Origin of the sequence: Sphingobium psychrophilum (assembly GCF_012927105.1) — a bacterium.
Taxonomy (GTDB): domain Bacteria; phylum Pseudomonadota; class Alphaproteobacteria; order Sphingomonadales; family Sphingomonadaceae; genus Sphingobium; species Sphingobium psychrophilum.
This window is the reverse complement of the sequence record NZ_JABBFV010000017.1, coordinates 1-12,216: the sequence shown is the minus strand read 5'-3', so window position 1 is coordinate 12,216 and position 12,216 is coordinate 1. Positions and strand designations below refer to the sequence as shown.

Genomic DNA, 12,216 nt, shown 5'->3' with positions numbered 1-12,216 from the left:
TTCATCACGCGCCGGGTTCGATTCGGGAACATCGGTGCATGCAATATTCTCACGACAGCCCTGGCGCGGCCGGCGGTGCCCCAGATGCCGCTCCGGCTCGCATCCTGAGCCTTCAGGAAGCCGCCGTTTTTCTGGGAATTCACGCAAATACGCTGCGCAGTTACGCGAAAGCCGGGGTCGTTCCTGGCGCGAAATTCGGTCGTGACTGGCGCTTTCTGGAAGCGGACCTTGTCGCCTCCCTGCGCGCTCGATATTCTGGGCATGCGCGGATGCAGTCGAGTGCCGACGAAAGGCAGGCAACATGGCACTCTACAAGCGTGCAAGCACCTATTATGTCAAATGCACAGCACCTGACGGAACGACAGTTAGACGCTCTACTGGAACCTCCGATAGGAAAAAGGCCGAGGAATATCACGACAAGCTGAAGGCCCAGCTGTGGGATCTTGCCAGGTTGAAGCAGAAGCCGAAGCGCACATGGGACGAGGCGGCTTTGCGGTGGCTGAAGGAAATGACGCACAAGAAGTCCTATAGGGACGATGTGAGCCGGATCCGATGGTTTACCAAGCACCTGCGTGGCAAGACAATGGAACAGGTGAGCAGGGACATGATCGACGCGATCATCACCCGACACCATGCCCGATCGAGCAATCGCACGAAGGATCTCTATGTGGCGCTTATCCGCGCCATCTTCCGGAAGGCGCAGCGCGAGTGGGAATGGGTCGATCAGATACCGGCGTTCAAGACCTATGAGAAGAGCGGCAAGGTCAGGGTGAGATGCCTTACCCACGATCAGGCCAGGGCACTCATGGATAAGCTACCTGCTCATCAGCGCGAGGTTGTCCGGTTCGCTTTGTCGACGGGCCTTCGCCAGGGAAACATACTCAACCTGACCTGGGACCGGGTCGATATGAACCGGGCCATAGCGACGATTGAGCATGGAGATACGAAGAATGGTGCAGCGCTCGGTGTGCCGCTCAACGCGATCGCTCTTGGCGTTCTGGGACGGCAGCAAGGCAAGCATGATACCTATGTGTTTACCTATCGCGGCAATCCGCTGCGGTGCGCGAACAACAGGGCCTGGCGCGCCGCCTTGAAGGCCTGCGGGATCGAGAATTTCCGCTGGCACGATCTGCGGCACACCTGGGCCAGCTGGCTTCGGCAGAATGACGTGCCCACCTGGGTGCTTCAGGAGCTCGGTGGCTGGAAGTCAGAATCGATGGTACGGCGCTACGCCCACATGTCGGTGAAGCATCTGGCACCCTATGCTGACCAGCTGATTTTTCCGGACACATCCGGGAAGATCGAAAAGCCTAGAGAAAGCGTGACCGACACTGGACACAAAAATGGACACAGTCAGAGCCGTCCGCGGCTCTATCTTGTCTCAAATGAATGATAAGTTGTTGAAAAATATGGTGGACGCACTTGGGCTCGAACCAAGGACCCGCTGATTAAGAGTCAGCTGCTCTACCAACTGAGCTATGCGTCCATTCCGGTGCGGGACGCGCTCCGGTGTGGGCGGGCTGTTAGCAGCCGCCTGGCTGTTTGCAAACCATAAATCGCCCATATGCCGGAAATTTTACGGTTGAAGCGCCCTAAGCCCAGTTTCCCGTCCCAGTGCGACGCTTGCCCGCGCGGTCGATGGCCATGATGATGCCAACGCACAGCATTACCGTCAGCATCGAAGAACCGCCATAGGACATGAAGGGCAGGGGTATGCCGACCACCGGGGCCAGCCCCATCACCATCATCAGGTTGATCGCGACGTAGAAAAAGATGGTGGTGGTGAGCCCAGCCGCGGCGAGCCGCGCGAACTTGTCCTGCGTGCGCATCGCCACCCGGATGCCCCAGCGGAACAGCAGCATGAAAGCGAGGATCAGCAGCGCGCCGCCCAGCAATCCCCATTCCTCCGCCATGGTAGCGAAGACGAAGTCGGTATGGCCTTCGGGCAGATAGTCGAGATGGCTCTGCGTGCCTTGCAGAAACCCCTTGCCCCAGAAGCCGCCCGATCCGATCGCGATCTTCGACTGGCTGATATGATAGCCCGCGCCCAGCGGATCGCTTTCCGGGTCCATGAAGATAAGCACGCGGTTCTGCTGATATTCGTGCAGGAAACTGAAGGCGATCGGGATGGCGCAGGCACCGACGATTCCGGTGCCGATGAACAGTCGCAACGGCAGGCCAGCGAGAAACATGACGGTCACGCCGCCGGCCGCAATCATCGTCGCCGTGCCAAGGTCCGGCTGGATCAACACCAGTGCCCAAGGCACCCCGATCAGCACCAGCGCCGGCCAGATCGCATTCCAGCGCCGGATTTCGCCTACCGGCAGCATCGCATAGAAGCGGGCTACCGTGAGGACGATGATCGGCTTCATAAATTCGGACGGCTGGAGCTGCATGAAGCCCAGATTGATCCAGCGCTGGCTACCCCCCGCAACGCCGCCGATCAGTTCCACCAGGAACAGCGCGGCCAGAACCGCGCCATAGGCGGGGAAGGCGAAGCGAGCGAAGACCTCCACCGGAATGCGGCTGAGCGTCAGCGCCATCGCCGAAAATATGCAGAAGCGCACCGCTTGCATGGCCGCCCAGGGAAATATGTTTCCGCTCGCCGCGCTGTAGAGCACGATCGTTCCGAAGCCGGCGATCGCCAGCAACAGCGCAAGGATGCGCCAGGGAAATTCGGTCAGCGGTTGCGGAATGATGCTCATGGCGCGTCGGTCATATTGGCGCCGGGCGGGGGCGGAACATCATTGTCGCTCTCATCACGCGCGGGCGGCGGCGGGGCCGGGGAGGGCGTCGCTGCATTGCTGGCATTGTCAGCTGCATTATCCGAAGGCGGTGCAACCTCGCCCTTTTCTATCGCCTTGGCGAGGCGGAACGCGGCCATTTCACGCGCCTGTCGTTCCGAGGGCGTGCCGCCCCAACCCTTTTCCAGCGTTTCCAGCTTCTCCATCGCCTTGGCCGGGTCGAACAGATAGGACAAGGTATCGCTGGCGATCATTGGCGCATCTTCGTTGCGGATCATATGACCGCCATGTTCGATGATGCAGGCGATCGCGTAACGCGGATTGTCGAATGGAGCGAAGCCCTGAAACAACGCATGGTCGCGCAATTTGAAAGCCAGCGAACTATTGCCGCGCACGCCCCCGGCGCGTTCCGCCATGGTAATGCGCCGGACCTGTGCGGTGCCGGTCTTGCCCGCGATCATGACGCCGGGGATGGAACTGCGTGCCGCGCCGCCGGTGCCGCCGCCATTGACCACGGCGTTCATGGCGTCGCGGATGACGACCAGATGCTCTTCGGTCGCGCCGACCGTCGCGGGTTCGGGCCGCCTGGCGTTATGGATGAAATTGGGCATCAATTGCTTGCCGGTCGCCAGGCGCGCTGCCATCACCGCCATTTGCAGCGGGTTGATCAGCATATAGCCCTGGCCGATGGTGGCGTTCACCGTGTCGTAAACCTGCCATTTCTGGTCATATTTCTTTTCCTTCCACGCCGGGTCCGGCACCGTGCCATAGCTTTGGCTGGGGAAGGGCAGGTCGAATTTCTGGCCCATGCCGACACGGCGCGCCATGCTGGCGATCCGGTCCATGCCGATGCGCTGCGCCATCTGGTAGAAATAGATGTCGCAACTTTGGGCGATCGCGCCGCGCATGTTGAGCGAGCCATGGCCGCGGCGCTTGTGGCAATGGAACAGCGTGTTGCCGACCCGGATCGCGCCGCCGCAACTGACCGTCTCCTGCGGGCCAATGCCGGCCTCCAGCAGCGCCAATGCGACCATCGGCTTGACCGTCGAGCCGGGCGGATAAAGGCCCTGAAGCGTCTTGTTGCGCAGCGGGACATGATCGTCCTTCGACAGCATTTCATATTCCAGATGGCTGATGCCGTCGGAAAAACTATTGGGGTCGAAGCTGGGCATCGACGCGAGGGCCAGAACATCGCCATTTTGGCAGTCAATCACCACCACCGACCCGCTTTGCGTGGCAAGGCGGCGGCCGGCATATTCCTGAAGCCCTGCGTCGATGGTCAGCTTGATCGAGTTGCCCGGTGTATCCTGGCGCGTCGTCAGTTCCCGCACGATCTTGCCGCGCGCCGTCACCTCGACCCGCTTGGCGCCGGCCTTGCCTGTTAGATGCCGGTCGAACGCCTTTTCCAGCCCGTCCTTGCCCAGCTTGAAACCGGGCGTGATCAGCAGTGGATCTTTGTTCGCCTTATAATCTTCTGCCGTCGCCGCGCCGACATAGCCAAGCAGATGGCCCACCGTGGCACCGGCCGGATAATGGCGCGAAAAGCCCTGGCTGGGCGCCACACCCGGCAGGTCGGGCAGGCGTACGCTGATGGCGGCATATTGGTCGTAGGTCAGCTTGTCGGCAACCTGCACCGGCTGAAAACCGGCGGATTTTTCCAGGTCGTCGCGGATGCGATCGACATCGTCCGGTTGCAGATTAAGCAACTGCGCCAGATGCCGGATGGTCGCGTCGGCATCCACGATACGCTGCGGGATCAAGTCGACGCGGAAATCGGTGCGGTTATTGGCCAGCGGCCGGCCGTTGCGATCCACGATCCAGCCCCGTCGCGGCGGAATCAGCGTCAGGTTGACGCGATTGCTTTCGGACAGGAGGCTGTATTTCTCATTTTCCGCCACGCTGATCCAGGCCATCCGCCCGACCAGCAAGGCGCCGATCGCACCCTGAATGCCGCCGACCACCATTGCGCGCCGGGTGAAGGTGAAGGATTGGGCCGCTTCTGTGATGATCTTGCGCTTGGGGGTGAGGAATTTCATGCCATCACACGCCAGCGGTCGATCCGCGCACATTGCCGGACGACGAAGGGAAACAGCAATATCGTCCAGACTATCTGTGGGGCGACCAGCAAGAAGCGCACATTACCTCCACCGGTGATCCTTGCGAAGAACAAGCCACCGGCGATGCAGAAGATAATGGCGAGCGCCGCGATTAGCCAGTCCTGACGATAGCTGCGCCAAACCATGCGATGCTCGATCATGTCGATGCCGATCAACGCCACGGTCCACAGGAACATCCCCGACCCGATGGGCTGACCGCTCATCATGTCGTCGAACAGGCCGAGCGGCAGGCCGATCCATGTGCGCCAAAGGTCCGGCCGCAGCAGCCGCCATGACAGCAGCACGAGCAGGCCGAAGGGCGGCATGACAGGGGATTGCGCGATGACCGGCAGCGCCGTCAGGCACGAGCCCAGCATGACGGTAAAGACCGGCGTACCGGCCAGGCGAAAGCGCGACGGATGCCGTCCCAGCCGTGGCACATGGTTTAGATGCCGGTCGATCATGGCGTGACGGCGTTGTCGGCCGCGCCCTCTTCGGACACCGGTGGCGCAGCGGGGCCGGGGCGGGTGACGGCTTGTTCGAAAGCGCGTTCGACCACGACGGCATCGACCCTGGCGGGGTTCGCGAGCGGTACGGCATAGGCGATCTCGCCCTGCGCGCGGACAACGACTGCGACAGGTATATTGGGCTGATAGACGCCGCCGATCCCCGACGTCACCAGCAGGTCGCCGGGCCTGAACGGGTTGCGTCCAGCCGTCAGCGCGCGGATTTCCACCGATCCATCGCCAAGGCCCGTGGAGATGGCCGGGATATTGTCGTTCGCGCGGCGCACCGGCACGATGTTGGCGGTATCGGTCAGCAGCAGCACGTCCGAACTGTTGGGCGTGACGATGTGGATACGGCCGATCAAGCCTTCGGGCGCCCGCACTGGCATGCCGGGGCGCACGCCTTGCCAGCGTCCGGCATTGAGACGCGCGAAGCGTCGCGCGCTGCTTGCGGAGGAGGCTATCAGGCGCGCCGTCAAAACCTGACTGGCGTCAGCATCGACCAGCTTGAGCAGCTTTTTCAGGCGCAGATTTTCCTGGGCGACACCCTTGGCTTCTATGATGCGGTTACGGTCTGCCTCTACCTGTCGGCGCAGCGCGACATTCTGCGTCCCGGCGCGCCAATAGGCGGCCAGAATCTCGTCTACCGAACTCACTCCGCTCACCATGCCCTTGAGCGCCATGGAGACGGGGCGACCGATCTCTGCCGTCCCAATGCGGATCGCAGAGAAACCGGTGGGATCGAAGATCGCGACTACGACCAGCAACAGGCCTATGGCTGCACCGGTAACCGCCACGACATAGCTGGCGAACAGGCTATATTGCGCCTTCCGGTTGATACCGGGGCGTCGGCTGGGTGGCCGCGCCATTTAATCGTCCTTCTCGATCAGGCGGTTTGCAGCACGCCCCGGAAGATCGGATCTTCCATCGCGCGGCCCGTGCCGATGGCGACACAGGTCAACGGGTCTTCGGCGATGGTTACCGGCAGGCCGGTTTCGTCGCGCAGTTCGTCATCCAGCCCCTTGAGCAACGCCCCGCCGCCGGTCAGGACGATGCCCTGGTCAACGATATCGGCGGCCAGTTCGGGCGCGGTGTTTTCCAGCGCGATGCGGACACCTTCGACGATGGTGCTGATCGGTTCCGCCAGCGCATCGGCGATCTGGCCCTGGTTGATCGAGATTTCCTTGGGAACCCCGTTTACCAGATCGCGGCCCTTGATGTGGATCGTCTCGCCCACGCCGTCTTCGGGCGGCTGGGCGACACCATATTGCTTCTTGATCCGCTCTGCCGTGGCTTCGCCAATCAGCAGATTGTGATGGCGACGAACGAACGACACGATCGCTTCGTCCATCTTGTCGCCGCCGACGCGGACCGAGGTGGTGTAGGCCAGGCCACGGAGCGAAAGCACGGCGACTTCGGTCGTACCGCCGCCAATGTCCACCACCATCGATCCGATCGGTTCGGTAACCGGCATGTCGGCACCGATCGCGGCGGCCATCGGCTCTTCGATCAGGAACACCTGGCTGGCGCCGGCATTGCTGGCGGCGTCGCGGATCGCGCGGCGCTCGACACTGGTCGAACCGGACGGCACGCAGATCACGATTTCAGGCGCGCGCCAGGGGCTGTGCTTGCCGCCATGAACCTTGGTGATGAAATGTTTGATCATCTGTTCGGCGACGTCGATGTCGGCGATCACCCCGTCGCGCAGCGGGCGGATGGCTTCGATCGAATCCGGAGTCTTGCCCATCATCAGCTTGGCGTCCACGCCGACCGCCTTCACCCGCTTGACGCCGTTGATCGTCTCGACGGCCACCACCGAAGGCTCATTGAGCACGATGCCGCGACCGCGCACATAGACCACCGTGTTGGCGGTGCCCAGGTCAATGGCCATATCCTGCGAGGTGAATTTGAAGAGACGCGAAAAGATCGACATGCCTTATCCTGTATCGCCCGCCGTCCCCGCGACGCGATTGGGGTGCCGGTCGGAAAGCTGTTCTGCTGTTGCCGTCCACCTTGTCTTTCTTGCGCCTTGCAGTGCAAAAAATATGAGGTTCGCGGCTCGCGGAAAGCGCTCGATTGGGCTAGTCCCTAATCAATGTCAATACGCCGTCTGCCCGAACATCTGGTCAATCGTATCGCTGCCGGTGAAGTGGTCGAAAGACCCGCCAGCGCGCTCAAGGAAATTGTCGAAAACGCTTTGGACGCGGGGGCGACTCGCATCGCCATTCGCCTGTCCAATGGCGGGCTAGACCGGATCGAGGTCAGCGACGATGGTTGCGGCATGGATTCGGCCGATATGGCGCTGGCGCTGGAACGCCATGCCACGTCAAAGCTGCCCGACGATGCCATTGAAAATGTAGCCACATTGGGTTTCCGGGGGGAGGCGCTGCCCTCGATCGCCAGCGTTGCGCGCCTGTCGATCGACAGTCGGCCGCGCGGGGCCGATGGGTGGAACCGCACGGTCGATAACGGACAACTGGTGGTGGAAGGGCCAGCCGCCCTGCCGCCGGGCACGCGGGTCATCGTGGAGCAGCTGTTCGGCAAGGTGCCGGCGCGGCGCAAGTTCCTGCGCTCGCCCAAGGCCGAATATGCCGCTTGCCTCGACATTGTCCGTCGTCTCGCAATGGCACATCCGGCCGTCGCTTTTTCGGTGGAACATGACGGTCGTCGAGTGTTGGGCGTGCAGGCCGACGAGGCGCGGGAGGAGCGGGTCGCTGCGCTGACTGACCGGGCGTTGGCGGAAAACCATGTCATCGTGTCCCTGGAACGCGAAGGCATCCGCCTGTCAGGCGTCGCATCCATCCCGACCTACAATCGCGGCGTGGGTGATCATCAATATTTGTTCGTCAATGGGCGGCCGGTGAAGGACCGGCTGCTGATCGGGGCATTGCGCGGTGCCTATGCCGACATGCTGGCGCGCGACCGGCATCCGGTCGTCGCGCTGTTCCTCGACGTGCCGCCGCTGGAAGTCGATGTAAATGTCCATCCCGCCAAGACTGAGGTGCGCTTTCGCGATCCCGCGCTGATCCGCGGCATGATCGTGTCCGGCCTGCGCCGCGCCCTGGATGCGGAGGGGTTTCGTGCGGTGCAACATGCAGACTCTTCCGCCTTGTCGGCCTGGAAGCCCGAACCGGTGTCGCCCACCTCCATCGGGGCGATGCCGATCTTCGAGGCGGCGGCGCTCTCACCGGGGAGCTACAACCAGTTCGCGCCATCCTCCTTCGCCGATCGTCGCACGTCCTTCATCACGCCGCCACCCCAGGCGCGCGCCGAACCGGCGGCCGCACCGGCGCCGGAAGGCAACAGCTTTCCGCTGGGCGTGGCGCGCGGTCAGGTAGCGCGCACCTACATCGTGGCGGAAGCGGAGGACGGCCTGGTCATCGTCGACCAACATGCCGCGCATGAGCGGCTGACGCTGGAGCGGATGCGCCACGCGATGGAGGGGCAGGGCGTCGCCTCCCAGGCGCTGCTGCTGCCAGAAGTTGTCGAACTGGACGAACCGGCCTGCGACCGGCTGGAGGCGCGGATCGCTGAGCTCAAGGATTTTGGTCTGGACCTGGAGCGGTTCGGCCCGTCTGCCATGCTGGTCCGATCGGTCCCGGCGATGCTGGGGCAATCGGATGTACAGGGTTTGGTGACGGACCTGGCCGACGATCTGGCAGCCTATGACAGCGCGTTGTCGCTTAAGGAACGGCTCGATCTGGTAGCCGCGACCATGGCCTGCCACGGATCGGTGCGCGCGGGGCGGGTGCTCAGCGTGGCGGAAATGAACGCCCTGCTGCGCGAGATGGAAGTCACGCCGCGGTCGGGCCAGTGCAACCATGGGCGGCCAACTTGGGTGAAGCTGGGCCATGGCGACATAGAGAAGCTATTTGGGAGGAAATGAGCCGATGATGATCCTAGCCACCTTGTTGCTGGCTGCCGCCGATCCCGTCTGCGCTGTGCCGGCGGTGCTGAACGAACCCTGGACTAGTTGGACCCAGAGCGGGCAGGCGAAGGCCGGCGTGTTGGCGCAGGGCGCGCCTGCGTTGATCCTGGGCAAGCCGCTGACCGCCACGCTGACCCCGGCTGCGCAGGTCCAGTTTCCCGTTGCGCCGGGCAAAGGGGCGAAGGATGGCTATGGCGGGCTGTTTAGCCTGTCGCTCAAGCAGGCGGCGCGAGTCGGTATCGCGCTGTCTGGGCCAGCCTGGGTGGATGTGGTGACGGGCGACGTATCGCTCGGCTCGGTCGAGCATGGCCATGGGCCGGATTGTTCGGATATCCGCAAGATCGTCTGGTTCGACCTGCCTGCCGGGCGGCATCTGGTCCAGATTGCGGGATCGAAGGCGGCTTCTGTCCGCGTGATGGCGGCGGATGCGCAGGCGAACCAGCCCGCGCATTGAACCCTAAACCCGTTCGGGCTGAGCCTGTCGAAGCCCTGCACTTCTTTCGTTGAGAAAGGACGGCCCTTCGACAGGCTCAGGGCGAACGGATGGTGGGAATATCATAATCAAACGGGCCGCGTGCGCCACATGGCGATCGGGATCATGGTCAGGACGGGCTTGTCGTCCTGGTTTAAGATCGCCACTTTGCTGCGGACGATGCCCATTTCCGGGCGGCTTTGCGACGCTTTCTTGTCGATCACTTCGCTGCGCCCATGCAGCGTGTCGCCGGGGCGGAGAGGACGTAGCCAGCGCAGTTCGTCCACGCCCATCGCGCCCAGGCTGGCGGCCTGGCGACCGGGCTGGCGCTGCATTTCCGCGACGAACATCTTCATGAACAGGGCGGTGGTGTGCCATCCGCTGGCGGACAGCGTGCCGAAATGCGTCTGCGCCGCTGCTTCGTCGGACAGATGGAAGGGCTGGGGGTCGAACTCGGCGGCGAAGGCGACCGTCTCTTCGCGCGAGACGGTCAGCGGGCCGAAGTCGAAGCCGTCGCCGATCGCGATATCCTCGAAATAGACAATTTCTTCCATCGCCATCGGTCTCCTACTGCAACCGATGGCGATGTAGAGCGCGTTTCCGTTTACGTCAATGTCAGGCGATGTTGATCGACGGCCTGCCATGTGGCACGGTCAGCGTTGCGCGGGTGCTGATCGCGCCGCCGGGCGTCGATACCTGGTCCATCACCCGCATCCTTGTGGTCCAAGCTTCAGGGGTCACTTCGCACACGAGATAGCCGCGCTGGTCGTTAATGAACTTCAGTTCCGGGTTGTTGCGCAACATCACATCGCTGCCGGTGCGCAGGTCCGATCCATCGCCACCCGACGAGATGGACGTGGAGACGAACTCGACCGCCACCGTCTTGTCGCCATCGTTCAGCAGGCCTGCGAAATTCTGATGCTCGTCCCCGGTCAGTACGACCACATTGTCCAGCCCGCGCATCTTGGCCAGCAGTCGCTCGCGCGGCTTGGCATAGGCAGCCCAGCTATCGATATTGTAGATTTTCTGCTTTTCGTCGGCATAACGCCGCCGGTCGAGCGACATCATCATCACCTGCTGCGCCACGCAGTTCCAACGGGTGTGCCCGCGCGTCAGGTTGCGCACGAGCCAGCTTTCCTCTTCCGCCGAAATGACCTGCGCCTTGTTGCTGTCGATGTCGGTGCAATAGGGCTTAAACCCGTCGTCGCAGGGCTGGTCGGTGCGGAAGGACCGGGTGTCCAGGAAGTCGATCGACAGAAGATCGCCGAAGCGCGCTTCGCGATAGGCGTTGGTGATGATCCCGTCGCGGGGCAGCATCGCTGCGCGGACCGGCATATATTCATACCAGGCCTGCAATCCCGCCTGGCGGCGCAGGCGGAATATCTCGTTCGGGGCCAGCCCCTTGCCGGAGATATCGCCTACCCAATTATTCTCAATTTCATGGTCGTCGAAGGTCGGAAACCATGTATGCTTCGCGCGCGCCGCCTGCAGGTCGTAGTCGCTCAGATATTGGGCGTAGCGCAGGCGATAGTCGGCCAGATCGAAACAGTCCTGGCCGATATGGTGACGGACCTGATCGACAGGCAGACCATCCTTGTCATAGTCCGGTGCGCGCTGCTGATATTCGTAGATGAAGTCGCCATAATGATAGACGAAGGCCAAATCGTCTTCGCGCGCCAGATGGCGGAAAGCGGTGAACAGGCCGTCCTCGTAATTCTGGCAGCCCGCAACACCGAATTTCAGTGCGGTCGGGCTAGACGAGGCCAGCGGCAGCGTGCGCGCGCGGCCTTGCGACGACCGGTCGCTCCCCAGGAAAAAGCGATACCAATAAGGCCGGTCGGGTTGCAGTCCGGCGACCTCGACATGGACGCTGTGACCCAATTCCGGCCGCGCTTGCGCTTCGCCGCTGGCGACGATGGTCTTGAACCGATCGTCGCTGGCGACCTCCCATTTTACCGGCAGCGGGACCATCGGCATCCCGCCATGGGGGTCGAAAGGCTTGGGCGCCAATTTGGTCCAGATGACAAAGCCGTCCGACGCCGGATCGCCCGACGTCACACCGAGGGAAAAGGGATAGCCGGCGAACCAACTCTGCGCCTTCAGGATGGCGGGCGTCCCGATGGCAGGCACTATGGTGGCGGCGGTCAGGAACTGGCGGCGGTTGAACATGGACGAGCGACCCTTGGATTTGGCTGTTTTACAAATATGTCTTAGAGCCTGTTTGGAAAAGCGCGAACGGGCGCTTTTCAAGTCCGGTTCCGGCCCGCTCCCTCGGCCAACCACCCGACAAGATGATACTGGATCGGGTGGTTGGCCGAGGGAGCGGGCCGGAACCGGCTTTTCCAAACAGATGGGGTGGTTGCCGCCCTCCCCAGACGGCATCGCAATGTGCCAAGATAGTGGTGTTGAAAGGCCACTGAGCGGAAAGGACGGCAACCGTGACAAAGGATATGATGATCGGGGTTGATTT

At 62.5% G+C, this 12,216-nt stretch carries 10 protein-coding genes, 1 tRNA gene and 1 pseudogene; 4 read left to right on the top strand and 8 right to left on the bottom strand.

Annotated features, from left to right (window positions below):
• Positions 1 to 38: 38 nt before the first annotated feature.
• Positions 39 to 239: pseudogene (locus tag HHL08_RS26290) on the top strand (helix-turn-helix domain-containing protein); the annotation flags it as partial.
• 62 nt (positions 240 to 301) lie between these two features.
• Positions 302 to 1,393: a tyrosine-type recombinase/integrase gene (locus HHL08_RS18795; RefSeq protein WP_235955140.1), complete on the top strand. Its 1,092-nt coding sequence runs from the start codon at positions 302 to 304 to the stop codon at positions 1,391 to 1,393.
• Between the two features lie 17 nt (positions 1,394 to 1,410).
• Here the strand turns inward: HHL08_RS18795 and HHL08_RS18790 are convergent.
• From HHL08_RS18790 to HHL08_RS18765, 6 genes are all read right to left on the bottom strand, one after another.
• Positions 1,411 to 1,486: transfer RNA gene (locus HHL08_RS18790), tRNA-Lys, on the bottom strand.
• A 106-nt stretch (positions 1,487 to 1,592) separates the two neighbouring features.
• Entirely contained in the window at positions 1,593 to 2,705 is a 1,113-nt protein-coding gene (gene rodA / locus HHL08_RS18785; RefSeq protein ID WP_169574565.1) for a rod shape-determining protein RodA, read from the bottom strand.
• The gene (gene mrdA, locus HHL08_RS18780; RefSeq protein ID WP_169574564.1) at positions 2,702 to 4,780 is read right to left on the bottom strand and encodes a penicillin-binding protein 2; all 2,079 of its coding nucleotides are present in this window, start codon (positions 4,778 to 4,780) and stop codon (positions 2,702 to 2,704) included. The genes rodA and mrdA overlap by 4 nt, the downstream gene beginning before the upstream one ends.
• Positions 4,777 to 5,304, bottom strand: coding sequence for a rod shape-determining protein MreD (mreD, locus tag HHL08_RS18775; RefSeq protein ID WP_169574563.1), 528 nt, complete (start codon positions 5,302 to 5,304; stop codon positions 4,777 to 4,779). The genes mrdA and mreD overlap by 4 nt, the downstream gene beginning before the upstream one ends.
• Positions 5,301 to 6,215, bottom strand: a complete 915-nt coding sequence (gene mreC, locus HHL08_RS18770; RefSeq protein ID WP_169574562.1) for a rod shape-determining protein MreC — start codon at positions 6,213 to 6,215, stop codon at positions 5,301 to 5,303. The genes mreD and mreC overlap by 4 nt, the downstream gene beginning before the upstream one ends.
• A 17-nt stretch (positions 6,216 to 6,232) precedes the next feature.
• Positions 6,233 to 7,279, bottom strand: a complete 1,047-nt coding sequence (locus HHL08_RS18765; RefSeq protein ID WP_088182215.1) for a rod shape-determining protein — start codon at positions 7,277 to 7,279, stop codon at positions 6,233 to 6,235.
• Positions 7,280 to 7,441: 162 nt separating this feature from the next.
• Between HHL08_RS18765 and mutL the strand changes: the two genes are divergently transcribed.
• Positions 7,442 to 9,232 (top strand): DNA mismatch repair endonuclease MutL, encoded by a 1,791-nt coding sequence (gene mutL / locus HHL08_RS18760; RefSeq protein ID WP_169574561.1) that lies wholly within the window; start codon positions 7,442 to 7,444, stop codon positions 9,230 to 9,232.
• Positions 9,233 to 9,236: 4 nt separating this feature from the next.
• Positions 9,237 to 9,728, top strand: coding sequence for a hypothetical protein (locus tag HHL08_RS18755; protein WP_169574560.1), 492 nt, complete (start codon positions 9,237 to 9,239; stop codon positions 9,726 to 9,728).
• A 107-nt stretch (positions 9,729 to 9,835) separates the two neighbouring features.
• Here HHL08_RS18755 and HHL08_RS18750 read toward each other — a convergent pair whose 3' ends face one another.
• Positions 9,836 to 10,300 (bottom strand): MaoC family dehydratase, encoded by a 465-nt coding sequence (locus HHL08_RS18750; RefSeq protein WP_169574612.1) that lies wholly within the window; start codon positions 10,298 to 10,300, stop codon positions 9,836 to 9,838.
• 61 nt (positions 10,301 to 10,361) lie between these two features.
• On the bottom strand, positions 10,362 to 11,915 hold the full coding sequence (locus tag HHL08_RS18745) for an alkaline phosphatase D family protein (protein ID WP_169574559.1): 1,554 nt from the start codon (positions 11,913 to 11,915) through the stop codon (positions 10,362 to 10,364).
• Between the last annotated feature and the right edge of the window lie 301 nt (positions 11,916 to 12,216).

Bases quoted from the DNA above. Each gene is read 5' to 3' on its own strand.
- HHL08_RS18750 (WP_169574612.1), bottom strand. From the start codon at position 10,300: ATGGAAGAAATTGTCTATTTCGAGGATATCGCGATCGGCGACGGCTTC.
- HHL08_RS18795 (WP_235955140.1), top strand. From the start codon at position 302: ATGGCACTCTACAAGCGTGCAAGCACCTATTATGTCAAATGCACAGCA.
- HHL08_RS18755 (WP_169574560.1), top strand. From the start codon at position 9,237: ATGATGATCCTAGCCACCTTGTTGCTGGCTGCCGCCGATCCCGTCTGC.
- rodA (WP_169574565.1), bottom strand. From the start codon at position 2,705: ATGAGCATCATTCCGCAACCGCTGACCGAATTTCCCTGGCGCATCCTT.
- mrdA (WP_169574564.1), bottom strand. From the start codon at position 4,780: ATGAAATTCCTCACCCCCAAGCGCAAGATCATCACAGAAGCGGCCCAA.
- mutL (WP_169574561.1), top strand. From the start codon at position 7,442: ATGTCAATACGCCGTCTGCCCGAACATCTGGTCAATCGTATCGCTGCC.
- HHL08_RS18745 (WP_169574559.1), bottom strand. From the start codon at position 11,915: ATGTTCAACCGCCGCCAGTTCCTGACCGCCGCCACCATAGTGCCTGCC.
- HHL08_RS18765 (WP_088182215.1), bottom strand. From the start codon at position 7,279: ATGTCGATCTTTTCGCGTCTCTTCAAATTCACCTCGCAGGATATGGCC.
- mreC (WP_169574562.1), bottom strand. From the start codon at position 6,215: ATGGCGCGGCCACCCAGCCGACGCCCCGGTATCAACCGGAAGGCGCAA.
- mreD (WP_169574563.1), bottom strand. From the start codon at position 5,304: ATGATCGACCGGCATCTAAACCATGTGCCACGGCTGGGACGGCATCCG.